Raw genomic sequence first — 23,623 nt, forward strand, 5'->3', positions numbered from 1 at the left:
CTGGCATATTAAAAGAAGGCGAGAACCGATGCAGATGAGTTCCTTGGTAAAACTACGGCGTGCCGCGGGCGTGACCGTGCTGGTGACCGCTTTGGCGATCACGGGGCGTCTGGCCGAGGCCGAAACGCTGGCCGATGCGCTGGTGGGGGCCTATAACCATTCGGGCCTTCTTGAGCAGCAGCGCGCCGTCCTGCGTGCCGCCGACGAGGATGTCGCCGCCGCGGCCTCTGCGCTGAAACCGGTGCTGCGCTGGACCGCGGACCTGACCCAGAGCTACCGTGAAGTGCCACAGTTGAACGTCTTGGCGACTTCGGGCAGCAGCAATTCGTTGACCGCTTCCATCAACCTGATCGCCGAAGTGCTGGTTTATGATTTCGGCGCTTCGGCGTTTCGCGTCGAGGCGACGAAGGAGACCGTGCTGGCGACGCGCGATACCTTGCTGAATGTCGAACAGCAAATCCTGTTGCGGGCCGTCAGCGCCTACATGGGCGTGATCGAAGCGTCCGAGTTCGTGGCCTTGCGGCAGAACAACGTGCGGCTGCTGACGCAGGAACTGCGCGCGGCGCGGGACCGGTTCGAAGTGGGCGAAGTGACCCGCACCGATGTTGCCCTGGCCGAAGCGCAGCTGGCCAACGCCCGAAGCGGGCTTGCCGCAGCCCAGGGCACGCTGCTGCGCGCGCAGGAGGAATACCGCACCGCCGTCGGCCGCAAGCCCGGCCGGCTGAGCGGCCCGCCCAGTCTGCCGACTATCGGAGGGGACATTCAGGCGGCCAAGGCACTGGCCGTGCGCCAGCATCCACTGTTGCGATCGGCGCAACATCAGGTGGCTGCCGCCGAACTTCTGATCCGGTCGAACGAAGCGGCCATGGCACCGCGGGTCACGCTGAACGGCAGTGTCGGCGTATCCGAGGAATTCGGCGGCAGCGACTTCAACAGAAACGCGTCGGTCGGTCTTGGTGTAAACCAGACGATCTATCAGGGTGGCAGGCTGTCGTCGGATGTGCGCAGAAGCATGGCGCAGCGCGACGCGCAGCGCGCCAACCTGCACGTGGTCCGCTTTGACGTAGAACAGGCCGTCGGCGATGCCTATGCCAGTTTCGCAACGGCCCGGGCACAGCTGGAAGCGTCGGAACGCCAGATCCGCGCCGCGCGTATCGCCTTCCGCGGCGTCCGGGAAGAAGCGACCCTCGGCGCGCGTACCACGCTGGACGTGCTGGATGCCGAACAATCTTTGCTGGATGCGCAGTCCACGCAGGTATCCGCCCGTGCGAGCCTTTATATCGCGGCCTATTCGGTGCTTTCGGCGACGGGGCGGCTGACGGCGGCGCACCTTGGCCTGCCGGTCCAGATTTACGATCCGGCGGGCTACTACAACCTGGTCAAGGACAGTCCCGCCAAGAACAGCCGACAGGGGCGTCAGCTGGACCGGGTATTGAGGGCGCTGCAAAAGGACTGACAATTTTCGGCACTCTATTGTGAGAATCTGCGATCCGCGCTAATCTTCGCGCGAGGAAAGAGTGGTAAAATCTATGTCCGACCCCGTCACAAATGCCGAGGTAGAGGATGTTCTGTCTTCGATCCGCCGTCTGGTGTCCGAAGACAAACGCCCTTTGCAAACCAAGACCAAGCCGGTCCAGTCGGATCGGTTGGTGCTGACGCCCGCGCTGCGGGTGGCCGATGCCGAAACGTCGCCCCGGCAAACGGATGCGGCGCCACAGGCCGCGCAAGACTGGTCCGATGAGGACGCGGCATTCGAAGCGGCGTACGGCGAGGGCGCGGCCGATACACCTGCGGATGACCCTGTGCGGGCGGCGACAGCCGAACCCGAGCCTGCGGATGAAAAAGTCTTTTCCGATTTCATTCAACAGATGGAGCAGGACGACCCGGCGCTCGACTACGATGGCGACCCCTACAACTTTTCCGATGACAGCGACGAGGACGGCGAGGGTGGTTTCGAGATGAACAGCGATACCGCGCTGTTCGACGCGGAAACGCCGGAAGCAGACGGTGAAGCCGGTTCGGCGGAACAGGACCGGGGTCCCGAGGGCGCGGCGGATGTGTCGCATGACGCCCAGGCCGATACGCTGAGCGCCAAGATCGCGGCGCTGGAAACCGCCATCGGCAAGATTCCCGAAACCTGGGAACCTGACGGCTCGGGCGAGGGCGATTATTCCGGCACGGATGCCCCCGCCATGGAATGGGAGGACGACGCGGAAAGCAGCGCCACCACCGCCCGCCTGCACAACCTGCCGCGCAATCACCCTGCGGAGGCGGAAGCGGCGAGCTTTTTCCGCGACCGCGACGCGGATCGCACCGCACCGCAAGCCCCCCGGCAGGACAACGGTGGCACCGCACCCGAGGAGGAGCGTTTGGCCCTGTCCGATGACGATCAGGTGCTGGATGAGGAAGCCCTGCGCGATCTCGTCAGCGAAATCGTCCGGGCAGAGCTTCAGGGCGCGCTGGGCGAGCGGATTACCCGCAACGTGCGCAAGCTGGTGCGCCGCGAAATCCATCGTGCCCTGACGGCGCAGGAGCTGGAGTAACCTCGTTCACACCTCTTCGGAGAGCGACAGCAACAGGTCCACATCCATATAGCGTTCAACATGCGCGGCCAGCGCATCCAGGGTCTCTTCGACGTTCCTGTCGAAGACGAGCGAGGACGTGACCCCGAAATTCGTCAGGTAGGCGCGCCGGAAAGCGTCCGAGGTGAAAATCCCGTGCATGTAGCATCCCTGCACGCGGCCATTCCCGCTCATCGCGCCTTCGGGCGTGCCGTCAAAGGTCAGCCAGCCACGCGCACAATCCGGGCCTGTCGTTTCGCCGATATGTATCTCGTAGCCCGACAAGGCCGTGCCGCTGGCCGGATGATGACCGGTCTTGAGCGAAAGGTGCTTTTTCGGTTCCATCACGGTATGAATGTCCAGATGGCCCAGCCCCGCCACATCGGAAGGCGGACCCTCGATGCCGTGGGGATCGGAAATGCTGCGCCCCAGCATCTGGTAGCCTCCGCACAGGCCCAGCACGTGACCGCCCCGCCGGATATGGGCGGCGAGGTCGATGTCCCAGCCTTCCGCCCGCAGCGCGGCAAGGTCTGCTATCGTCGCCTTGGAGCCGACCAGCAGGACCAGATCGGCCTCGGCGGGCAGGGGGGTGCCCGGCATGATCATGCGCAGATCCACCCCCGGTTCCGCTGCCAGCGGGTCGAGATCGTCGAAATTGGCGATGCGCGGCAGACGCGGCACAGCGATCACGCAGCCGGTCCCGCCGGAACGGGCGCGGGCGGGCAGGTCCATCACGTCTTCGGCGGGAAGACGGTGCGCCTGATCGAACCAGGGGATCACGCCCAGGCTGGGCCAGCCGGTGCGTCTTGCGATGTCGTCGCGGCCCGCGTCGAACAGGCTGCGGTCGCCGCGAAACTTGTTGACGGCAAAGCCGCGCACCTGCGCGTTGTCCTCCTCTGACATCACCGCCTGGGTGCCAACGATCTGTGCGATGACGCCGCCGCGGTCGATGTCCCCCATCAGGATCACCGGCACGCCGGCGGCGGTGGCAAACCCCATGTTTGCGATGTCTCCCGCCCGCAGATTGGTTTCTGCGGGGCTGCCGGCCCCTTCGACGACGATGAGGTCGGCCCCGCGTCCCAGCCGATGAAAGGACTCCAGCACGCGCGGCATGAGCGTCTGCTTGTTCCGGCCGAACTCCGCGGCTTCTTGCTGTCCGGCCATCCGGCCCTGGACCACCACCTGCGCCCCGGTGGCGGATTGCGGCTTCAGCAGGATCGGGTTCATGTCGGTGTGCGGCGCCACGCCCGCCGCGCGTGCCTGCAACGCCTGGGCGCGACCGATCTCGCCGCCGTCCTCCGTCACGGCGGCGTTGTTCGACATATTCTGCGGCTTGAAGGGGCGCACCCGCAGCCCCCGCCGCATACAGGCCCGGATCAGCCCGGCGACGATCATGGATTTTCCCACGTTCGACCCGGTGCCCTGGATCATGATCGCCCTGGTCATTTCGCCCCCTCGCAAGTCAGGCGCAAACTGGCGCAAATTGCTGTGGCGGGAAAGGGGGATAGTCTTTGCTGCGGGGCCCAAACGAAAAAAACGCAGCACTGAGGCTGCGTTTGATCCGGTCTGGATAGCGATGTTGGTGGTATCAGGCCGCTTCGGCCTGTTGGGCGGCATTGCGCCGCTCGGATTCTTCTCGGCTGAGGGCGACGGACGTCCGCACACCTTTGCCGACAAATTCCATGAGGCCGGTCACGACACGTTCATTCGGGTCGATGCCGGCACAGCTCAGCACTTCACGACCGTCGCGCGACCGCGCCCAGCGGGCGATCTGCTCAGGTCCGTTGCCGTATTTCTTGTCATCCGCGATCGCGTCATCCAGTGCTGCCAGTACCACGGCAGCGAAAAGTTTGCGGGCCCGATTTCCTTGCTCGTTATTGAAAGCGGTGCCATCAACGAAATCTCTCATCTCGTCGTCCTTTCCGTTATTCTTGCTCTTGTCATTTTGGCGTGCGGCCTCTTATGACGGATATCCCACGATTCGGATACCGATATTTCGCATGTCTCCCATGCAAGGATTGCATGACTTTCGCGGGCGCAGCATACCGTCCGCTCGCCTTGCAGGGAGCCGATACCGCAGATATAGGAGGCGTTGAACACACATCAACCTTTATAGCGGTTTTACCAAATGCCAAAAATCAACGGAAACGAGATCCGCCCCGGCAATGTGCTGGAGCATAACGGCGGCCTTTGGGCGGCGGTCAAGGTTGACCACGTGAAGCCCGGCAAGGGCGGTGCCTTTGCCCAGGTCGAACTGCGCAACCTGCGCAACGGGTCCAAGCTGAATGAACGCTTTCGGTCTGCCGACAAGGTGGAGCGCGTGCGGCTGGAACAGAAAGATCAGCAATTTCTCTATGAAGACAATGGGATGCTGGTTCTGATGGATACCGAAACCTACGAACAGGTGCAGCTTTCCTCCGAACTTCTGGGCGAACGGCGGCCGTTCCTTCAGGACGGCATGATGATCGTGGTCGAGTACCACGAAGCCGAGGCGCTGAACGCCTCGCTGCCGCAAAAAGTGGTCTGCAAGGTCGTGGAAACCGAGCCGGTGGTCAAAGGACAGACGGCTGCGAATTCCTTCAAACCGGCCATTCTCGACAATGGCGTGAAAGTTTCTGTGCCGCCCTTCGTCGGCCAGGACGAGGATATCGTGGTCAATACAGAGACCATGGAATATGTCGAACGCGCCTGACGGCGGCTCAGTTTGACGCGACGTTATGCTGCGGGTGCAAGGCTCTTTGCCCCGCGGCTATGTCGATTCCCCTTGATCGGACGACTCACCGTCGGCGTCTTTCCAAGTCACCTGCGCGTCGCCCGCGGTCATCGGACCCTTGGCGCGATCGAATCTGAGGTAGGCGATGCCCTTGCCCCCGGCCTGGGTCAGCAGTGTCCCCGCCGGTTTCTCGCCTGCCAGCAGATCGGTCCCCACGGGGGCCTCACCCTTGACATCGACCTGGGCCAGGCCCTTGCGTAGCGTCGTCTTGTGCCGCATGCGCGCTGTCACCTCCTGGCCGACGTAGCAGCCTTTGCGAAAGTCGACACCGTTGAGCCGGTCGAAGCCTGCCTCCAGAACAAAGGTGTCCGGCGTCAGCTCGACCCCGGTTTCGGGCACCAGATGGGCCACGCGCAGCGCATCCCAGTCTATGCCGGCGTCGTCGGTCTGGGGTGCGTCGCGGTAGGCGCGCCAGCCCATCTCGGGCGTGCGGGGGTCCGGAAAGCCGTCCGTCGGGGCCTTGCCGAGGCCCCGATGCACATGCAGGCCGGTCTCTTCGATCTGCACGTCTGCACGCAGCTTGTAGAGGCTCAGACGCTGAACCAGCATGTCGCCATGGCTTTCCGCCACGTCCAGAAGGATGCTCCCGTCCGGCGCTTCGGTGATCAGGAAATCGGCCATGTATTTGCCCTGCGGGCTCAGCAGTGCCGCATAGACGGCGCCCTGTGCCAGCTTGTCGATATCGTTGGTGATCAGGCCCTGGAGAAACTCGCGGGTGTCCTTGCCCGACAGGCGCAGGATGCGACGGTGCGTCATGGTGGTGTCCTTTCTGCGGTAGCCATGACATATACCCTCCGTTCCAGGTTCTAAAGGGGGTGCGATGCGCGCGCCGATTTCGGTCATCATTCCCACGCTCGACGCGGCAGATGTCCTGCCGGGCTGCCTGTCCGCGCTGATGGAGGGGCTGGAGGCAGGTCTGATCCGGGAGCTGATCGTCAGCGATGGCGGGTCTTCCGACGCGACGGGTGCGCTGGGACAGGCCTGGGGCGCGCAGGTGCTGCACGGCGACGCTACCCGCGGGGGGCAGTTGCGGCGCGGCTGCGCGGCTGCGCAGGGGGACTGGCTGCTGATCCTGCATGCCGACACGCGGCTGCAGCCGGGATGGAGCGGTCGGATGCGCGATCACCTGATGGCAGACAACCGCGCGGGGTGGTGCCGGTTGAAATTCGATGGTGGCGGTGTTCCGGCGCGACTGGTCTCGGGCTGGGCCAATCTGCGCAGCCGCCTTGGGCTGCCCTACGGCGACCAGGGGCTGCTGTTGTCCAGAGAGCTGTACGATGCGGCTGGCGGCTATCCCGACATTCCGTTGATGGAGGATGTGGCCATCGCCCGGGCGCTGCGTGGACGGCTGACCGGAATTGATGTCACCGCAGTCACCAGCGCCGAGAAGTACCGGCAGCGGGGGTGGCTGCGCCAGGGCGCGCGGAATCTTTGGACCCTGTTGAGGTACCGGGCGGGCGCGGACCCCGCGCGTCTGGCACGGAGCTACCGGGGGTAGGGGGCGGTCTGCCCTGACACTCTGCTGCAGGTGAGGCTGCCCCCCCCCGCGATACCCTGGCGCGTGGGGTCGGTGCACCGGGTGTGGCCCGGATTTCGCGTAAGCAGACATGTCATTTTTGACATGTCTTGGCAGACGGGTCCGAACTCAGTCTGGCGTTTCCGGTCCTGATTTCGGGCCGGTCCATCCTGAAGGGTCCCTGAGATAAGAATGACCAAATGGCGAAACGGGCGCCCTCCGGGGCTGGTTCGTCTCCGGAGCTGGTTTGTTGCGGAGCCTTCCCGCTCACGTTTTCAGCGGCGGGTGGAGACATGTCATTTTTGACATGTCTACGAAGACATGTCTTGCATGACATGTCTTCCTCTGCGCTGCGGTGACAAAAGCCGCTATAAATGTCCCGCTATTCAGAGGCGTCGCTGAGCGGATCGGCGCGTGTCCTTCGCCCGCGTGGTCGAAGGCCCGGGGACCCGCTCTTCAGCCGAACAGACGTTGCCCAATCCGCTGCAACAGGTTCGGGGCCGCGGGCACCAGCCCCCGTTCCCGCGCCCTCAGCGCCCTGACTCCGCGGGCATCTGACACGGTTTTGCCGTCCTCGAACTGCAGTCGGTAGAGGTTCGCGTAGATGCCGCCGCGCGCCAGCAGCTCTTCGTGCGTGCCCTCGTCCGTCACCCGCCCTCGATCCATCACCAGAATGCGGTCGGCGCTGCGGATGGTCGCCAGTCGATGCGCGATCACCAGCGTTGTGCGCCCCGCGGACAACCTGTCCAGGGCATCCTGCACCACCTGTTCGGATTGGGCGTCCAGCGCGCTCGTCGCCTCGTCCAACAGAAGGATCGGCGTGTCGCGCAGCAGGGCCCGGGCGATGACGACCCGCTGCCGCTGTCCGCCGGAAAGCGCGGAACCGCGCGGGCCGACCCGGGTGTCCAGCCCGTGCTCCAGCTTGGGCAGAAAATTGGCCACATGCGCGGCTTCCAGCACCTCCTGCAGGCGCGCGTCGCTCACATCCTCGCGGCCCAGCAGGATGTTCTCGCGCAGGGTCTCGTCGAACAGCAGCGCCTCCTGCGTCACGACCGAAAACAGGCCGCGCAGATCCGCCAGCGTGAGGTCCCGGACAGAGGTGCCGCCGACCGTGACCTCCCCCTCTTGCGGGTCGATCAGTCGGGTGAGCACGTTGAAGATGGTCGATTTCCCCGCGCCGGACGCCCCCACAAGCGCCGTCGTTTCGCCCGCCTTCGCGGTCAGGTTCAGACCATCCAGCACCTTGGTATCGCCAAACGAAAGGGTCACGTTCTTCAGCGCGATGTCAGTGCTGGGCAGGGGCAGTGCCTTGGGGTGTTCCGGGTCTGTCTGGGTCCGCGGTGCATCCAGCAGCTCTTTCAACCGCTCAAGTGCGGCTGCGGCGGTCTGCCACAACCCGCTGACACCGCCCAGACGCCGAAGCGGGCTGAAGGTGAAGCCCATGGCGGTAAAGAAGGTCATGAACTGACCGATCGTCTTGTCGCCCGAGATGATCTGGCTGCCGCCGTAGAGGATGACCGCCATGAATCCGATGCCGGACATGATGTCGATCATCCCCGGGATCGCGGAATTGCCGAAGGCCGCGCGCACCTCGGTGGTGACGAACTTGCGTGTCAGGTCGCGGTACTGCCGCGATTGGTACTGCTCCAGCGCATTCAGCTTGATCTGGACGATGCCGTGAAACACCTCGTCCAGACGGGTCGCCAGATGGGCACCCAGGTCCCGCGCCTCCCGTGCGCGGCGGCGCACGAAACGCTGTGCCGCCGCCGCAGGAAGCACCATCAGCGGCACCCCGACACAGGCCAGAAAAGCCCAGACAGGATCAATGGAAATCGCCACACCCAGCAGCACGATCAGCCCGATGGCATCGCGCCCCGCGCCGGTAATCACCGCGCGCCAGACATCGCCGACCGCGTTCACGTCGGACTGCACGCGCTGGATCAGGAAACCGGGCGGATGCGACTGGTGAAACGCGCCGTCCTGCACCATCAGCTTGTCCAGAAGGTCGATCCGCATATCCGCGGCGGTGCGTTGCGCAATCCGGGTCAGCAGCACCTTCTGGATGACACCGGCCACCGCGCGCAGGGCAAAGATGCCCACCAGGACCAGCCCGACCCATTTCAGCGCGCTGCGGTCGCCCGCGACGAAAACCTGGTCGAACATCGGCTCCATCAGCCGCGCCAGGGCGCCCAGGGTGCTGCCCTCGATCGCCATGAAGATCACGGCGACGATCATCAGTTTGACATGTTTCTTCAGGTATTCCCGCCACAGCCAGCGCAGCAGTTCCCCCGAGGTATAGGTCTGATCGTTCATATGGACGTGGACGTTCCTCTGGGCAGTCTGCCCTCCTGTCTACGCAACCCACGGGGGCAGGGCAAGGCTGACGGGATATTGACGCCGGATCATCCGGGCGTAGTGTCTGCCGGACCATTTCCGCACGACAAGGCAACCTTATGACAGACAGACCCAAACTGGCGCAGGGGCGAACATACCTCGCTATTCCCGGCCCCTCGGTCACGCCGGACGCGGTGTTGAGCGCGATGCACCGGTCCGCACCCAACATTTATGCGGGGGAGCTGCCGCAGATGATGCCCGGCCTCGTTGCCGACCTGAAGCGCGTGGCGCGCACCGAACATGACGTCGCCATGTACATCGGCAACGGCCACGCCGCCTGGGAGGCTGCGCTGGTGAATGTCTGTCAGCCGGGTGATCGGGTGCTGGTGCCCGCGACCGGCCGCTTCGGCATGGGGTGGAGCCTGGTGGCCCAATGCCTCGGGCTGGAAACCGAGATCCTGGACTTCGGCAAGCAAAGCCCGATGGACATGGATCGCATCGCCGAGGCGCTGAAAGCGGATACCCGGCACCGGATCAAGGCGGTGCTGGCGGTCCACGTCGATACGTCCACCTCCATCCGCAACGATATCGCGGCACTGCGCGGGGTGCTCGACACCCTTGGCCACCCGGCGCTGCTGATGGCGGATTGCATCGCCTCGATGGGCTGCGACCGGTTCGAAATGGACGCCTGGGGCGCGGATGTGGCGGTGACAGGGTCGCAAAAGGGGCTGATGATGCCGCCGGGCATGGCGTTTGTGTTCTTCAATGACCGCGCGGCAGAGGCGCGGGCGCGAATGGAACGCGTGAGCTGGTTCTGGGACTGGACCCCGCGTGCGCACCCCGACGAGTTCTTCCAGTATCACGGCGGCACGGCGCCGACCCATCACCTTTACGGCCTGCGCGCCGCGCTAGACCTGATCCATGGCGAAGGGCTGGAACAGGTCTGGGCGCGGCACCGGGTGTTGGCCCGGGCAGTCTGGGCCGCCTGCGAGGCCTGGTCGACGGCGGGCAGCTTCGGGATGAACGTGGCGGACCCGGCAAACCGCAGCTGCGCCGTCACCGCCCTGCGGCTGCAAAGCCCCCAGGCGACCGAATTGCGCACCTGGCTGGAAAGCGAACTGGGCCTGACGCTGGGCATCGGCCTGGGGATGGCCGAACCGGGCGACCCGGCGCGTGACGGGTTTTTCAGACTGGGTCATATGGGCCATGTGAACGGCCATATGATCATGGGCCTGCTGGGCGGGATCGAGGCGGGCATGCGCGCGATGAAGATCGAACACGGCACCGGCGCGCTTGAAGCCGCGGCGGAGGTGATCGGCGGCGCCTAGGATGCGTGGGTTTAACCTTCCAGCGCCATGATCATATCGACACGGGTGGCATGGCGCCCGCCTTCGAAGGCGGTGTCAAGAAAGGCATCCACGATCTCCAGGGCGATTCCCTCGCCGATGACACGCGCCCCGAGGGCCAGCATGTTGGCATTGTTATGGGCGCGAATCATCCGGGCGGAGAAGACGTCGGAACAAACGCCGCAGCGGATCCCCGCGACCTTGTTCGCCGCCATCATGATCCCCTGGCCCGTCCCGCACAGCACGATCCCCAGCGCGCAGTCGCCCGACGCCACATGCCGAGCGGCGGCGGCACCGTGGTCGGGGTAATGTGTGCTCTCGGGGCTGTCGGGGCCGATGTCGATCACCTCGTGCCCGCGTGAAGCGACATGGTCGGCGATGGCGCGGCGCAGCCCGATGGCGGCGTGGTCGCTGGAAAGCACGATACGGAGACTGGAAGACATGGAGCAGGGCCTTTCGAATGGGGTCGCGGCGCACAGTGGCCGCGCAGGCCCCTATTGCCGTGCCGCGGCGATGCGATCAATCACCTTGTTCACCGCCCATCCGGTCGCAGCGGCGGCGATCAACCCCCAGACGATCCAGATCGTCATCAGCACCCATGTCAGGTTGACCCCGAACATGACCACGCAGGCCAGGGTAAAATCCGGTGCGGCAGGGCGGTTGCCGTCGTCGCTCATACTGTCCCTCATCCAGAACCGAAGGGGAGTATAGCGGGCCAGCGGCCCGCGTCAGCCCCCCTTGGCGTCCGCCAGCGCATCGGGCAGGGCGGCGGCAAAGGCGTCCAGATCCGCCGCCGTGCCGCAGCTTACACGAATGCAGCGGTTCTGCGGTGCCGCGAACGGCATCCGCACGAAAATGCCCCGTTCCACCAGACCGTCCAGTACCGCCTTGGCGAAGGCACCGTCCCTGCCGCAGTCGATGGCCACGAAATTCGCGCCCGAAGGCAGGGGCGTCAGCCCGTTTTCCCGCGCAATGGCGCCGATGCGATCCCGCGCGGCGGCAACTTCACCCTGCACATGGGCCAGCCAGGATGTGTCTTCCAGCGCCGCCAGCGCCCCCGCCTGTGCCGCCCGGTTCATGCCGAAATGATTGCGCACCTTGTCGAAGGCGGTGATCAGGTCGGGATGCCCCAGTGCATAGCCGACCCGCGCGCCCGCCAGCCCGTAGGCCTTGGAAAAGGTCCGCATCCGGATCACCCGCGGATCGTCGAACGGCAGGGGCAAGGCCGTGCCCTCCGGCGCGGTTTCCAGATAGGCTTCGTCCAGCACCAGCAGCGTGCCCTCGGGCAGGGTCTCCATCGCGTCGGCGATGTCGGCGCCGCGGTGCCAGCTTCCCATCGGGTTGTCGGGATTGGACAGATAGACCAGCTTCGCATCCACCTCCGCCGCCTTGGCGAAAAGCGTCGCGGGATCTTCACGGTCCTCGACGAAAGGTACCTTGTGCAGAACACCACCGTATCCCGCCACATGATAGTTGAACGTCGGATAGGCCCCGTCCGACGTCACCACCGCGTCGCCCGGCGCCACGAAGAGCCGCACCAGATAGCCCAGCAAACCGTCGATGCCCTCGCCCACGACGATATGCTCCATCGTGGTCGAAAGGTGCCGGGCCAGGGCATGACGCAGGTCGTGGCTTTGCGCATCGCCGTATTTCCAGTGCTCGGTCTGGGCCATCGCAGCGATGGCCTGCGGCGAGGGGCCAAAGACGCTTTCGTTGGCACCCAACCGGGCGACGAAAGGCGATTTGCGCGCACGCTCCTGTGTTTCGGGGCCCACGAAGGGGACAGATGCGGGCAGGGAAAGGGCGAGCGGTGTGAAGCGGTAATGGGTCATGCGGCTTGATAGGCCCGGGCGTCGCGGCGGGCAAGGGGCTGCCGCAGCGTTGCGCTGGCGCGTGGGCGCAGCTTGCGGTCTACTGGGCAAAACAAGCTGGAGGATGCCATGAGCCGCGTTTCGGTCGCTTTCGAAAATCACATCGCCTTTGTCCGCCTGACCCGGGCAGACAAGATGAACGCCGTGGATCAGGAGATGATCGACGCGATCATCGCCGCGGGCACCGAAGTCGCCGCCTCGGACGCGCGATGCGTCGTGCTGTCGGGCGAGGGCAAGGCCTTTTGCGCGGGCATCGACATCTCGGGCCTGTCGGGGATGATCGGCAAGGACCCGGCGGACCTGCTGATGCCCCGCACCCACGGCGAGGGGACCACGAACCAGTGGCAGGAGGTCGCGATGGTCTGGGCCCGCATGGACATCCCGGTGATTGCCGCGATCCACGGCGTCTGCTTCGGCGCTGGTCTGCAACTGGCGCTCGGCGCCGACATCCGGATCGCGGCACCGGACGCCCGCCTCGCGGTGATGGAGATGAAATGGGGCATCGTGCCCGACATGGGCGGTATGGTGCTGTTGCCGAAACTGGTGCGCGGCGACGTGCTGCGCCGCTTGACCTATACCGCGTCACCGGTGGACGCCGCACAGGCGGAACGCTGGGGGCTGGTGACGGAACTGGCCGACGACCCGCTGGCGGCGGCGACGGAACTCGCTACCCTCATCGCGGGCAAAAGCCCCTCGGCCATTCGCGCCGCCAAGCGCCTGATCGCCATGGCCGAGGTTTCGGACGCAGCGGCGGTGCTCGAGGAGGAATCCCGCGCCCAGGCGGACCTGATGGGCAAACCGCACCAGATGGAAGTCGTCGCGGCCGAATTCGGGAAACGCCCGGCCGTTTTCAAGTAGCCGCGGCGCTGAAACATGAAACGCGCGCCTGGGTGATGGCGCGCGCATGTGTATTTTCTGGAACAATGAAAGAGGGGGTCAGCCCATCTCCGCCAGCCGGTCCAGCGCGGCCTGAAGCTGATCGGCTTCCTCCTGCCGCGCGTCGAGGTTGGCCTGCGCCTCGGCCACGACGTCCTCGGGGGCAGAGGCCGCGAATTTCGGATTGTTCAATCGGCCCTTCAGGCCCCCGATCTCCTTGCCCAGCTTTTCCAGCGACTTTGCCAGACGCGCTTTCTCGGCGGCGATGTCGATGATCCCCTCCAGCGGCAGACCCAGGGTCGCCGCCCGCGCGGGGATCGACGCCGTGCCCTTGGGAAAGGTATCGACATTTTCCAGCGAATCGACCCCGGCGCGCCGGGCGATCAGCTCCGCGTTGCGGTCCCAGGCCAGCAGGCCGGCCTCGTCGATGTCGGTATAGACCATCGGCACCTTGAGGCTGCCCGGCACACCCATGGATACCCGTGCGGAGCGGACGCTCTGGATCAGCGCGATCACCCAGTTCAGTTCCGTGTCGGCCTGATCATCGACCATCTCGGCGGCGGTGTAGGTCGGCCAGTCCGCAAGGGCCAACATGCCGGGGCGGTCCTTCTGGCCCCACAGTTCTTCGGTGATGAAGGGCATGATGGGGTGCAGCAGGATCAGGCACTGGTCCAGCGCCCAGCCGTATGTCGCCCGCGTCTCGGCAATGGCCTGCGCATCGTCTCCGTCGAAGATCGGCTTGGTGAACTCAAGATACCAGTCGCAGAAGGTGCCCCAGACAAAGGCGTAAAGCGTGTTGGCCGCATCGTTGAACCGGTACTGCGCCAGCGCCGCATCGACAGCCTCGCGGGTCTTGGCGATTTCACCCTTGATCCAGCGGTTCACCGTCAGGGCCGTCTCGGGCGGCCTGTCCGCATGGGGCAGATCCAGCACGCCGTTGCGTTCGGCAAAGGCGGTGGCGTTCCAGATCTTGTTGCCGAACTTGCGATACCCGTCGATGCGCGCGGTCGAAAGCTTCAGGTCGCGCCCCATCGCCGCCATCGAGGTCAGCGTAAACCGCACCGCATCCGCGCCGTATTCGTCGATCAGTTCGATCGGGTCGAGCACGTTGCCCAGCGATTTCGACATCTTCTTGCCCTTCTCGTCGCGGACGAGGGCGTGGACATAGACGGTATCGAAGGGTTTCTGACCGACCACGGCGTATTGCATCATCATCATCCGGGCGACCCAGAAGAAGATGATGTCGAACCCGGTGATCAGGACGCTGGTGGGGAAGTACTTTTGCAGCTCTTCCGTCTCCTCGGGCCAGCCCAGCGTGCCGATGGGCCAGAGGCCGGAGGAGAACCAGGTGTCGAGAACATCGGGGTCGCGCGTCAGCGTCCTACCGGGGGCCTTGGCCTGCGCCTCGGGTTCCGTGGCGGCGCAATATTCATTTCCGTCCTCGTCGAACCACACCGGAATCTGGTGCCCCCACCAGAGCTGGCGCGAGATGCACCAGGGTTCGATGTTCTCCAGCCAGTGGAAATAGACCTTCTTGTCCTGCTCCGGCAGGATTTCGACGTCGCCGTTGCGCACCGCATCAATTGCGGGGCCGACGATCTTGTCGGTCGCGACGAACCATTGATCGGTCAGCATCGGCTCGATCACCACCTTGGAGCGGTCGCCGAAGGGCTGCATGATCTTCTTGGCCTCGACCAGCGGGATCATTGTGTCCTCGCGTGCCTCGCCACCTTCCTCGGGGGCCAGCGGCTTTTGCGCGGCTTTGCCGAGGCGCGGATCATGGGCCTGGGTCATCACGGCGAGGCCTTCCTCGGTGATGTCCGCCACGACCGCGTTGCGCGCTTCAAACCGGTCCAGCCCGCGATAGGCGTCCGGGACCAGGTTCATGGCGGCGACATCGCTTTCGGTGAAGGCGCGCTCGCCGTTGGCGATGGCCTGCGCGGCGGCGGCTTGCTCGGCGTAGGGCTTGCCGTCGGCACGCATCGCGCCCTTGGTATCCAAAAGGTTGTACATCGGGATGCCGCCGCGCTTGGCGACCTCGTAGTCGTTGAAGTCATGCGCACCGGTGATCTTCACCGCGCCCGACCCGAAGGCGGGATCGGGGTATTCATCGGTGATGATCGGGATCAGGCGGCGGTGCTCTTTCGGGCCAACCGGAATTTCACAAAGTTTTCCGACGATTGGCGCGTAACGCTCATCCGATGGATGAACCGCCACGGCACCGTCGCCCAGCATGGTCTCGGGCCGCGTGGTGGCGATGGAAATATAGTCGCGCTCTTCTTCGAAGGTGACGTTTCCATCCTCGTCCTTTTCCACGTAGGTATAGGTCGCGCCGCCCGCCAGCGGATATTTGAAATGCCACATGTGGCCGTCGACTTCGGTGTTCTCCACCTCCAGGTCGGAGATCGCGGTTTCGAAATGCGGGTCCCAGTTGACCAGCCGCTTGCCGCGATAGATCAGGCCTTTGTCGTACATGTCGACGAAAACCTTGATGACGGCATCGTGGAAGTTGCCTTCCTCGCCCGCGGGGGCGCCCGGCGCGCCGGACATGGTGAAGGCATTGCGCGACCAGTCGCAGGAGGCGCCGAGCCGCTTGAGCTGTTCGATGATCGTGCCGCCCGACTGGGACTTCCACTCCCACACCTTGTCGAGAAAGGCCTCCCGGCCCATTTCGCGGCGGCCGGGCTGCTGGGCCTTGGCCAGTTCGCGTTCCACGACCATCTGGGTCGCGATGCCGGCGTGGTCCTGCCCGGGCTGCCACAGCGTGTCGTGCCCTCGCATCCGGTGCCAGCGGATCAGGATGTCCTGCAGAGTGTTGTTGAAGGCATGGCCCATGTGGAGCACGCCGGTGACATTCGGCGGCGGGATCATGATGGAGAAGGTTTCCGCGCCATCGCGGGCATTGGCCCCGGCCCTGAAGGCCCCGGCCTGTTCCCATGCATCATAAAGGCGCTTTTCGGCGTCCTGTGCGTTGAAAGTCTTGTCGAGGGCCATGCTGATCCATCCTGTCGTCGTTCGGAAGCTGATCTAGCCGAGGATGCGGTGAAGGGAAAGGGTGGCGGTGCGTCGCTCCTGCGCCGGGGCGCAGGTCGCCCCGCCCGCCATCCCGCAGCGCCCTGCCGGGGATCGTGTCGACGGTGGAGGGGTGGGAATGAAGTATTTGAAGCATAAAGAAGCATGGGAAGCGCCCCGATGCAGGTGGATCAGTCGAGTTCACCCCTCGGGACGCTTCTTCTTCATGCACGGTCATCGGCGCTCCCGCCTGTACCGCGTCTTCAGGAAATCACGGGTCGGGTAAAGATTTTCCTAATTCCTCTTCTTTATGCCCAAAATACTCCAATCCGACGCTGCAACTGGTGCTGTCGGCTGAAAAGGCGCGGTCACGGGGTGGGCTGGACAAGCGGAGCGTGTTCTATATCTCTGTCAACGACAGATACGCCAGAGGAGGCCGATCGTGGACAAATTCGGAAAAAGCCAGCCGGTCAAGCGCAGCGAGGATATGCGGTTTCTCATGGGCGAGGGGCGCTATGTGGACGATATCGCGCCGCCGGGGGCGCTGCATGCCTATTTCCTGCGCTCTCCGGTCGGTCATGGGGTGATCGCGGAGCTGGACGTGTCGGACGCCGCCGAGGCCGATGGCGTGCATCTGGTGCTGACCTGCGCCGACCTGGAGGCGGCAGGCATGGACATTTCCATGTCCGGTGCGGTGGTGGAGAACCGCGACGGCACCAAGGGCGCGGCCCCGGTGCGGCCGATGCTGGCGAAGGGCAAGGTGCGCTATGTGGGCGAGCCGGTGGCGGTGGTGATCGCCGACAGTCTGGCGCAGGCGCGGGACGCGGCGGAGCTGATCATGCTCGACATCGACGATCTCCCGGCGCATATCGACCTGGACCAGGGCGGCGAAGCCCTGCACGAGGAAGCGCCGGACAACCGTGCTTTCGACTGGGGCATGGGTGACGAGGCCGCGACCCAGGCGGCTTTCGATGCGGCGGCGCGGACCGTGGCGCTGGAGGTCGGGGACAACCGCATCATCGTCAATTCGATGGAACCGCGCGGCTGCTACGCGGAATGGTCCGACGGGCGGCTGCACGTGGCCAACAACGCCCAGGGCGTCTGGGTGCACAAGGGGTTTCTCAAGACCGCCTTCGGTCTTGATGACGGCGACGTGCGTGTGACCAACCCCGATACCGGCGGTGGCTTTGGCATGAAGTCGATGACCTACAACGAGTATTTCTGCGTCGCGCAGGCGGCGCGGGCGCTGGGTCGTCCGGTGCGCTGGATGTCCGACAGGACCGAGGCGATGTTGAGCGACAACGGCGGGCGCGATCTGACCAGCATGGCGGAGTTCGCTTTTGACGGCGACAACCGCATCACCGCCTACCGGGTGCGCACCCGCTGCAACCTTGGTGCCTATAACTCGCAGTTCGCGCAGCACATCCAGACCACCCTGTTCAGCCGGGTGCTCATGGGGGTCTACGACGTTCAGACCACATGGCTTCAGGCCGAAGGGTATTACACCAACACGGTGCCGGTCGATGCCTATCGCGGGGCCGGTCGGCCCGAGGCGATTTACGTGCTGGAACGACTGATGGACCGGGCCGCGCGCGAGCTGGGTGTCGATCCTTGGGAATTGCGGCGCATCAACTTCATCAAACCGGATCAGTTCCCCTACAAATCCGCCACGGGCGAGACCTACGATGTCGGCGATTTCAACCGTCTGTTGACTCGGGCGGCGCGGGAAGCGGACTGCGCGGGGTTCGAGGCGCGTCGGGCGGCGGATGCGAAACATGGCCTGCTGCGCGGGCAGGGCCTGTGCTATTACATCGAGAGCATTCTGGGCGACCCGTCCGAAGGCGCCAAGGTGGTGTTCGAGGAGAATGGTCGCGTGACCATCCTGGTGGGCACCCAGTCGAACGGCCAGGGGCACGAAACGGTTTATGCTCAGTTTTTGTCGGACCAGACCGGCATTCCGGCGCATCTGATCGATGTGGTGCAGGGCGACAGCGACCTGATCGCCCAGGGCGGCGGGACCGGCGGTTCGCGGTCCGTCACCACGCAGAACAATGCCACCCTTGCCACGGTCAAGGTGATCACGGAAGCTTTCACCGCCTTCCTGGCCGAGGAAATGGGCGTAGCTGCCGACGATATTTCATTCGACGACGAACGGTTCCGCGCCGAGGGGTCGAACCTGACCCCCACCATGATCGAGGTGGCCGAGATGGCCCGCGACAAGGGCCGCGACGACCTCTTGACCCATCACGCGCGCGCGACGCTTGAGGCCCGCAGCTTCCCCAACGGGGCACATGTGGCCGAAGTGGTGATCGACCCGGAAACCGGCATCGTGACCACCGACCGATACACGGTGGTCGACGATTTCGGCAATCTCATCAACCCTATGCTGGCCGAAGGGCAGGTGCACGGCGGGGTGGCGCAGGGCATCGGGCAGGCGATCCAGGAACGGGTCGTCTACGACGAGGATGGCCAGCTGCTGACCGCGTCGTTCATGGACTACGCGCTGCCGCGGGCTGCCGACCTGCCCAATATCTCCTTCATGTCGGAGCCGGTGCCGTCCACCGCCAACGTCATGGGCATGAAGGGCTGCGGCGAAGCGGGGACAGTGGGCGCGCTGGCGGCGGTGGCGAACGCCGTGCAGGACGCGCTGTGGGAGCAGGGGGTGCGGCAGGCGGATATGCCCTTCACGCCGCACCGTGTGTGGGAGATGTTGAACGGTGCCAGGCTCGCCGCCGAATGAACCGGGCAGGGACGCGCCGCGCGGCACCACCCATGTGATCGTCCTGGACGGCACCCTGTCGTCGCTGCACCCCGCAGACCGGACCAATGCCGGACGCGCCTACAAGCTGCTGAGCGAGAATGGCGGGCTGCTGTCGCTTTATTATGAGCCCGGCCTGCAGTGGGCAAGCTGGCGGTCGATCTGGGCCGTGATCACCGGGCGGGGCATCAACCGGCAGATCCAGCGCGCCTATGGCTGGCTTGCCGCGCGCTACCGGCCCGGCGACCGCATCTTTTTGCTGGGGTATTCGCGCGGGGCCTACGCGGTGCGGTCGCTTGCGGGGGTCATGCATCTGGTGGGCCTGCTGCGCCCCGATCACGCCAACCGCGCGACCGTGCAGCTGGCCTACGATCACTACAGGACCGATCCCGGCAGCGCCGCCGCGCGCGCGTTCAGCGCCGCCCATTGCCACCAAAGTGTCGAGATCGACACCATCGCGGTCTGGGACACGGTCAAGTCGCTGGGGTTCAACGCCCCGGTCCTGTGGCGCCTTTCCGAGCGGACCCATGGGTTTCACAACCATGACCTCGGCCCCGATGTGCTGAAGGCCTACCACGCTCTGGCCCATGACGAGACGCGCGTGGCCTATGCGCCGGTGCTTTGGAGCACATCGGAAGAGGATGAAGGCCGGGTGTCGCAGGTCTGGTTCCCCGGCACCCATGGCGACGTGGGCGGGCATCTGGGCGGCTTCGAGGCGGCGCGGCCACTGGCCAATATCCCGCTGGTCTGGATGCTGGACAAGCTGGAGCGCCGGGGCCTGCCGCTGCCCGACGGGTGGCGTGCGCGGTTCGCGTTGGATGCGACGGCCCCGTCGCTGGGCACCTTCCGGGGGCTGGGCAAGCTGCTGATTACCCGCAGGCGCCGCCGGATCGGGCTGGACCCGTCCGAGCGGCTGCACGAAAGCCTGCCCGCCCGGGCCAGGGCCCTGGGTACCGGGCTGGACGCGCACGCGGGCCCTCATGTCGAAGTGACCAGCTGATCAGCTGACCGGATGACCAGCAGGCGGCGCCTGTCAGCCGATCTTCATCACGATGCAGGTGGTCGACCCGGTGGCATAGAGCTTGCCATCCTCCACGCCCCGGATCTCGCCATGTGCGACGCCGGTGGACCGGCCCACATGATCGCTTGTTCCGATACAGTCGATCTGCATGCCCAGCGGGATGCTGCGCAGGATATTCACCTTGTATTCCAAGGTGGTATAGACTGAACCCCGCGGCACTTTGGTCATCACGGCGCAGGCCATCGCGCTGTCCAGCAAGGTGCCGTACCAGCCGCCGTGCACGGTGCCCATCGGGTTGGTCACGTTGAACTCAGGCGTGCCGCGAAACACCACCCGACCGTCCTCCACCGCATGCAGCGTGTACCCCATGGTGCCGCCGATCGGAGGACCGGCAACAACGCCGTCAAGGATGCCCTGCATGAATTCCAGCCCCGACAGCTTCAGGGCGTCCTGCTGGCTGAGCAGGTCTTCGGGGGAGTTTGCGAGCTTCGGCATGGGAAATCTCCGGCAGGGGTCTGCCGGAGAGGGTATTAGGCCAGCGGCATCCAGTGCAAATGTTACGCGACGTCTTCCAGCGTGACCTGCGGCGTTACACCCAGCGCCCGGCAGACATCACGGGTCAGCTCTGCCCGGTTCAGGGTGTAGAAATGCAGGTTCTCGACACCTTCGTCGACCAGTTCGCTGCACATCTCGGTGCATAGTGACGTTGCCAGCAACGCGCTGCGGTCGTCACGCTCCGCCTTGGAGAACGCATCGTCCACCCAGGCCGGGATCGGCGTGCCGCATTTGTTGGCAAAGTTGCGGGCCGATTTCCAGTTCACGATGGGCAGGATGCCAGGGGTGATCGGTTTGTCGATACCGGCTTTTGCGCAGGCGTCGCGGAAGCGCAGGAATGTCTCCGCCTCGAAGAAGAACTGGGTGATCGCCTCGTCCGCGCCCGCATCGAACTTGCGCTTGAGCCATTCGATATTCGCCTCGGGGCTGGCCGATTCGGGGTGCGGGTCGGGGTAGGCGCCGACGCGGATGTTGAACTTGCCGGTTTCGGCCAGCGCGGTGATCAGTTCGCAGCTGTCGCTGAACCCGTCGGGGTGGGGCGTGAAGTGGTCTGCGCCATCGGCGGGGTCGCCGCGCAGGGCCACGATGTCGGTCACGCCGATCTTGGCAAAGCTGTCGGCCACTTCCATCGTCTCGGCCCGGCTGGCGCCCACGCAGGTCAGATGCGCCGCCACCGGCAGACCCGATGTCCGGCGCAGCACATGCGCCGCGTCGTGGGTCAGGTCGCGGGTCGTACCGCCCGCGCCATAGGTCACGGAAAAGAAGCGGGGGGCCAAGGGGGCGAGCGCCTGCGCGCTGTCCCAAAGCTTGAATGCCGCGTCCACGGTCCGGGGCGGGAAGACTTCGAAAGAGACATTTGGCGTGGCCATGAGAGTATCCTTTGGAAAACGAGTTAACACCTTGTCCCACGTTTGGTGATGTGAGACAAATTCATAACTTTCATCTTCAACATGAGCCTTACCTCACATGCATATCGAGTTTCGTCATCTGCGCACCATTCAGGCCATTCACGAGGCGGGCGGCCTCGCGCGGGCGGCGGAAATGATGAACATCACGCAATCCGCCTTGTCCCATCAGGTCAAGGGACTGGAGGATCAGGCGGGGGTGGAGCTTTTCGTGCGCCGGTCCAAACCGCTGAAACTGTCGCCCGCGGGCCAGCGCCTGCTCAAGCTGGCCCAGCAGGTGCTGCCACAGGTGCAGGCATTGCAGGACGAATTTTCGGGCCTGCGCGCGGGCAGCACGGGGCGGATGCACATCGCCATCGAATGCCACGCCTGTTTCGAATGGCTGTTCCCCGTGCTGGAACAGTTCCGCCGCAGCTTTATGGACGTGGACGTGGACATCCGCCCCGGCCTTGCCTTCGATGCGCTCCCGGCCCTCCTGCGCGAAGAGGTGGATCTCGTGGTCTCTTCCGACCCGGAGGAACTGCCCGGTGTCGAATTCGTCGAATTGTTCGACTACAAGGCGGTCTTCGTCGCCGCCAGCGCCCATCCGCTGGCCCAGAAATCCTATGTCGAGGCCGCCGATTTTCGGACCGAGACCCTGATCACCTATCCGGTGGAACGCTCGCGGCTGGATGTGTTCAGCCAGTTGCTGATCCCGGCCAAGGTCGAGCCGGTGGCGATCCGGCAGGTCGAACTGACGGCCGTCATCCTTTTGCTGGTGGCGTCCAACCGCGGTGTGGCGGTGCTGCCCGACTGGGTGGTGCGCGAAGTGAAATACAGTTCCGACTATGTCACCCGGCCCCTGACGCAGGACGGCATCACCCGCAGGCTCTATGCCGCCGTGCGGTCCGACGATCTGGACAAACCCTATATGAAAAAGCTGCTGAGCCTCGCGGGCGAAGAGGCGCGCAAGCTGCAATCCGCCTGAGGCGGCACCAGCGCGGCATAACGAAGGTGGGCGCATGGCCCACCCTCGCCTTGTTCAGCCGACCTTCACGATGGTCTTGCCGGTGTTGCCGCCCGTCAGCATGTCCATGAACGCCTGCGGGGCGTTCTCAAGCCCGTCGGTGATGTCTTCTTCGTATTTCACCCTGCCGTCCGCCACCATGGGCGCGACTTCCTTCAGGAATTCGCCGTAGCGGTCCCAGTGGTTGGCGATGATGAAGCCGGTGACGGTCAGGTGTTTCACCAGCAGTGTGCGCCACAGCTTCGGCCCGGTCAGCCCGTCGCTGCTGGCGCCATCGCCCAGCCCGCCGGCGTTGTACCAGGCCACCATGCCGCACAGGGGGATGCGGCCGAAACGGTTCATCTGGGGCAGGGTGGCTTCCAGTACCGGCCCGCCCACGTTCTCGAAATAGACATCGACCCCGTCGGGCGCGGCATCTTTCAGCGCGCCGCGCAGGCTGGACACGTTGTCATGCGCCCGGTGATCAATGCAGGCGTCAAAGCCGAAGGTTTCAGTCGCCAGTCTGCATTTGTCGGGGCCGCCCGCGACGCCCACGGCGCGCAGGCCCTTTGCCTTGGCCAGCTGGCCGACCATCGACCCCACCGGCCCGGTCGCGGCGGCGACCAGCAGGGTTTCCCCCTCTTTCGGCTTGCCGATCTCGTTCAGCCCGTACCAGCCGGTGAAACCGGGCATCCCCAGCACACCCAGCGCGGTCGTGATCGGCGCCTGATCGGGGTCGAGCTTGCGACACATCTTTGCGTCGGCCAGGCTGTGGGTGGCCCAGCCGAACATGCCGAACACATAGTCGCCCTCCGCGAAACCCGAAGCGTTCGACGCGATGACCCGCCCGACGCCGCCGCCTTCCATCTTGCCGCCCAGCGGCACCGGATCGGCATAGGACTTCGCATCGTCCATCCGGCCGCGCATGTAGGGGTCGAGCGACATATACTCCACCGCGACCAGAATCTGCCCCTCGCCGGGGGTGGGCATGTCTTCGGTCTCAAGCCGAAAATTGTCGGGGGCGGGCGCACCATCGGGCCGGCTGGCCAGGACGATCTGCTGCATCTGTGAACTCATGTGTCTCTTCCTTCTTCCAAGCTGCCCTTACCC

20 protein-coding genes are annotated in these 23,623 nt (G+C 65.0%); 9 read left to right on the forward strand and 11 right to left on the reverse strand.

Annotated features, from left to right (window positions below):
* The first annotated feature begins 28 nt into the window (after positions 1–28).
* Both FIU94_RS10075 and FIU94_RS10080 read left to right on the forward strand, forming a co-directional pair.
* Entirely contained in the window at positions 29–1,456 is a 1,428-nt protein-coding gene (locus tag FIU94_RS10075) for a TolC family outer membrane protein (RefSeq protein WP_152465676.1), read from the forward strand.
* 73 nt (positions 1,457–1,529) lie between these two features.
* Complete coding sequence (locus FIU94_RS10080; RefSeq protein ID WP_152465677.1) at positions 1,530–2,543, forward strand: hypothetical protein; 1,014 nt, start codon at positions 1,530–1,532, stop codon at positions 2,541–2,543.
* Between the two features lie 6 nt (positions 2,544–2,549).
* Here the strand turns inward: FIU94_RS10080 and FIU94_RS10085 are convergent, their stop codons facing one another.
* On the reverse strand, positions 2,550–4,007 hold the full coding sequence (locus FIU94_RS10085) for a cobyric acid synthase (protein WP_152465678.1): 1,458 nt from the start codon (positions 4,005–4,007) through the stop codon (positions 2,550–2,552).
* A gap of 142 nt (positions 4,008–4,149) precedes the next feature.
* Positions 4,150–4,470 (reverse strand): DUF6280 family protein, encoded by a 321-nt coding sequence (locus tag FIU94_RS10090; RefSeq protein ID WP_071972485.1) that lies wholly within the window; start codon positions 4,468–4,470, stop codon positions 4,150–4,152.
* A 219-nt stretch (positions 4,471–4,689) separates the two neighbouring features.
* Here FIU94_RS10090 and efp point away from each other — a divergent pair, with 219 nt between their 5' ends.
* Complete coding sequence (gene efp / locus FIU94_RS10095) at positions 4,690–5,253, forward strand: elongation factor P (RefSeq protein WP_152465679.1); 564 nt, start codon at positions 4,690–4,692, stop codon at positions 5,251–5,253.
* Positions 5,254–5,310: 57 nt separating this feature from the next.
* Here efp and FIU94_RS10100 read toward each other — a convergent pair whose 3' ends face one another.
* On the reverse strand, positions 5,311–6,090 hold the full coding sequence (locus FIU94_RS10100) for a folate-binding protein YgfZ (RefSeq protein WP_152465680.1): 780 nt from the start codon (positions 6,088–6,090) through the stop codon (positions 5,311–5,313).
* Between the two features lie 64 nt (positions 6,091–6,154).
* Here FIU94_RS10100 and FIU94_RS10105 point away from each other — a divergent pair, with 64 nt between their 5' ends.
* On the forward strand, positions 6,155–6,832 hold the full coding sequence (locus FIU94_RS10105; protein WP_152465681.1) for a TIGR04283 family arsenosugar biosynthesis glycosyltransferase: 678 nt from the start codon (positions 6,155–6,157) through the stop codon (positions 6,830–6,832).
* Between the two features lie 474 nt (positions 6,833–7,306).
* Here the strand turns inward: FIU94_RS10105 and FIU94_RS10110 are convergent, their stop codons facing one another.
* The gene (locus tag FIU94_RS10110) at positions 7,307–9,163 is read right to left on the reverse strand and encodes an ABC transporter ATP-binding protein (RefSeq protein ID WP_152465682.1); all 1,857 of its coding nucleotides are present in this window, start codon (positions 9,161–9,163) and stop codon (positions 7,307–7,309) included.
* 140 nt (positions 9,164–9,303) lie between these two features.
* On the opposite strand from FIU94_RS10110, the gene FIU94_RS10115 reads away from it, so the two are divergent.
* Entirely contained in the window at positions 9,304–10,512 is a 1,209-nt protein-coding gene (locus FIU94_RS10115; RefSeq protein ID WP_152465683.1) for an alanine--glyoxylate aminotransferase family protein, read from the forward strand.
* 11 nt (positions 10,513–10,523) lie between these two features.
* Here FIU94_RS10115 and rpiB read toward each other — a convergent pair whose 3' ends face one another.
* Genes rpiB through FIU94_RS10130 form a run of 3 tightly spaced genes read right to left on the reverse strand, consistent with a single transcriptional unit; the run spans position 10,524 to position 12,362 of the window.
* A complete protein-coding gene (gene rpiB, locus FIU94_RS10120; protein WP_152465684.1) occupies positions 10,524–10,973 on the reverse strand; it encodes a ribose 5-phosphate isomerase B in 450 nt (149 codons plus the stop codon).
* A 51-nt stretch (positions 10,974–11,024) separates the two neighbouring features.
* Positions 11,025–11,207, reverse strand: coding sequence for a hypothetical protein (locus tag FIU94_RS10125; protein WP_152465685.1), 183 nt, complete (start codon positions 11,205–11,207; stop codon positions 11,025–11,027).
* A gap of 51 nt (positions 11,208–11,258) precedes the next feature.
* Positions 11,259–12,362 (reverse strand): pyridoxal phosphate-dependent aminotransferase, encoded by a 1,104-nt coding sequence (locus FIU94_RS10130; RefSeq protein ID WP_152465686.1) that lies wholly within the window; start codon positions 12,360–12,362, stop codon positions 11,259–11,261.
* Between the two features lie 108 nt (positions 12,363–12,470).
* Between FIU94_RS10130 and FIU94_RS10135 the strand changes: the two genes are divergently transcribed.
* Entirely contained in the window at positions 12,471–13,259 is a 789-nt protein-coding gene (locus tag FIU94_RS10135; RefSeq protein WP_152465687.1) for a crotonase/enoyl-CoA hydratase family protein, read from the forward strand.
* 78 nt (positions 13,260–13,337) lie between these two features.
* On the opposite strand, the gene FIU94_RS10140 is transcribed toward FIU94_RS10135, so the two are convergent.
* Positions 13,338–16,271, reverse strand: coding sequence for a valine--tRNA ligase (locus FIU94_RS10140; RefSeq protein ID WP_152465688.1), 2,934 nt, complete (start codon positions 16,269–16,271; stop codon positions 13,338–13,340).
* A 460-nt stretch (positions 16,272–16,731) separates the two neighbouring features.
* On the opposite strand from FIU94_RS10140, the gene FIU94_RS10145 reads away from it, so the two are divergent.
* Positions 16,732–19,029 carry a xanthine dehydrogenase family protein molybdopterin-binding subunit gene (locus tag FIU94_RS10145; RefSeq protein WP_152465689.1) on the forward strand — a complete coding sequence of 766 codons (2,298 nt, stop codon included), beginning with the start codon at positions 16,732–16,734 and terminating at the stop codon, positions 19,027–19,029.
* Positions 19,007–20,047 carry a DUF2235 domain-containing protein gene (locus FIU94_RS10150; RefSeq protein WP_152465690.1) on the forward strand — a complete coding sequence of 347 codons (1,041 nt, stop codon included), beginning with the start codon at positions 19,007–19,009 and terminating at the stop codon, positions 20,045–20,047. The genes FIU94_RS10145 and FIU94_RS10150 overlap by 23 nt, the downstream gene beginning before the upstream one ends.
* Before the next feature lie 33 nt (positions 20,048–20,080).
* Here FIU94_RS10150 and FIU94_RS10155 read toward each other — a convergent pair whose 3' ends face one another.
* Positions 20,081–20,563, reverse strand: coding sequence for a PaaI family thioesterase (locus FIU94_RS10155; RefSeq protein WP_152465691.1), 483 nt, complete (start codon positions 20,561–20,563; stop codon positions 20,081–20,083).
* Between the two features lie 62 nt (positions 20,564–20,625).
* Entirely contained in the window at positions 20,626–21,492 is an 867-nt protein-coding gene (gene metF / locus FIU94_RS10160; RefSeq protein WP_152465692.1) for a methylenetetrahydrofolate reductase [NAD(P)H], read from the reverse strand.
* Between the two features lie 97 nt (positions 21,493–21,589).
* Between metF and FIU94_RS10165 the strand changes: the two genes are divergently transcribed.
* On the forward strand, positions 21,590–22,495 hold the full coding sequence (locus tag FIU94_RS10165; protein ID WP_152465693.1) for a LysR family transcriptional regulator: 906 nt from the start codon (positions 21,590–21,592) through the stop codon (positions 22,493–22,495).
* 54 nt (positions 22,496–22,549) lie between these two features.
* On the opposite strand, the gene FIU94_RS10170 is transcribed toward FIU94_RS10165, so the two are convergent.
* Positions 22,550–23,590, reverse strand: coding sequence for an NADP-dependent oxidoreductase (locus FIU94_RS10170; RefSeq protein ID WP_152465694.1), 1,041 nt, complete (start codon positions 23,588–23,590; stop codon positions 22,550–22,552).
* Between the last annotated feature and the right edge of the window lie 33 nt (positions 23,591–23,623).

It is taken from the genome of Sulfitobacter sp. THAF37 (assembly GCF_009363555.1).
GTDB lineage: Bacteria > Pseudomonadota > Alphaproteobacteria > Rhodobacterales > Rhodobacteraceae > Sulfitobacter.

What these genes read in the sequence shown, in the direction of transcription:
- FIU94_RS10100 (WP_152465680.1), bottom strand. Translation starts at nt 6,090, where the DNA reads ATGACGCACCGTCGCATCCTGCGCCTGTCGGGCAAGGACACCCGCGAG.
- FIU94_RS10135 (WP_152465687.1), top strand. Translation starts at nt 12,471, where the DNA reads ATGAGCCGCGTTTCGGTCGCTTTCGAAAATCACATCGCCTTTGTCCGC.
- FIU94_RS10155 (WP_152465691.1), bottom strand. Translation starts at nt 20,563, where the DNA reads ATGCCGAAGCTCGCAAACTCCCCCGAAGACCTGCTCAGCCAGCAGGAC.
- FIU94_RS10165 (WP_152465693.1), top strand. Translation starts at nt 21,590, where the DNA reads ATGCATATCGAGTTTCGTCATCTGCGCACCATTCAGGCCATTCACGAG.
- efp (WP_152465679.1), top strand. Translation starts at nt 4,690, where the DNA reads ATGCCAAAAATCAACGGAAACGAGATCCGCCCCGGCAATGTGCTGGAG.
- FIU94_RS10105 (WP_152465681.1), top strand. Translation starts at nt 6,155, where the DNA reads ATGCGCGCGCCGATTTCGGTCATCATTCCCACGCTCGACGCGGCAGAT.
- FIU94_RS10130 (WP_152465686.1), bottom strand. Translation starts at nt 12,362, where the DNA reads ATGACCCATTACCGCTTCACACCGCTCGCCCTTTCCCTGCCCGCATCT.
- FIU94_RS10080 (WP_152465677.1), top strand. Translation starts at nt 1,530, where the DNA reads ATGTCCGACCCCGTCACAAATGCCGAGGTAGAGGATGTTCTGTCTTCG.
- rpiB (WP_152465684.1), bottom strand. Translation starts at nt 10,973, where the DNA reads ATGTCTTCCAGTCTCCGTATCGTGCTTTCCAGCGACCACGCCGCCATC.
- metF (WP_152465692.1), bottom strand. Translation starts at nt 21,492, where the DNA reads ATGGCCACGCCAAATGTCTCTTTCGAAGTCTTCCCGCCCCGGACCGTG.
- FIU94_RS10115 (WP_152465683.1), top strand. Translation starts at nt 9,304, where the DNA reads ATGACAGACAGACCCAAACTGGCGCAGGGGCGAACATACCTCGCTATT.
- FIU94_RS10090 (WP_071972485.1), bottom strand. Translation starts at nt 4,470, where the DNA reads ATGAGAGATTTCGTTGATGGCACCGCTTTCAATAACGAGCAAGGAAAT.
- FIU94_RS10085 (WP_152465678.1), bottom strand. Translation starts at nt 4,007, where the DNA reads ATGACCAGGGCGATCATGATCCAGGGCACCGGGTCGAACGTGGGAAAA.
- FIU94_RS10125 (WP_152465685.1), bottom strand. Translation starts at nt 11,207, where the DNA reads ATGAGCGACGACGGCAACCGCCCTGCCGCACCGGATTTTACCCTGGCC.
- FIU94_RS10140 (WP_152465688.1), bottom strand. Translation starts at nt 16,271, where the DNA reads ATGGCCCTCGACAAGACTTTCAACGCACAGGACGCCGAAAAGCGCCTT.
- FIU94_RS10110 (WP_152465682.1), bottom strand. Translation starts at nt 9,163, where the DNA reads ATGAACGATCAGACCTATACCTCGGGGGAACTGCTGCGCTGGCTGTGG.
- FIU94_RS10075 (WP_152465676.1), top strand. Translation starts at nt 29, where the DNA reads ATGCAGATGAGTTCCTTGGTAAAACTACGGCGTGCCGCGGGCGTGACC.
- FIU94_RS10170 (WP_152465694.1), bottom strand. Translation starts at nt 23,590, where the DNA reads ATGAGTTCACAGATGCAGCAGATCGTCCTGGCCAGCCGGCCCGATGGT.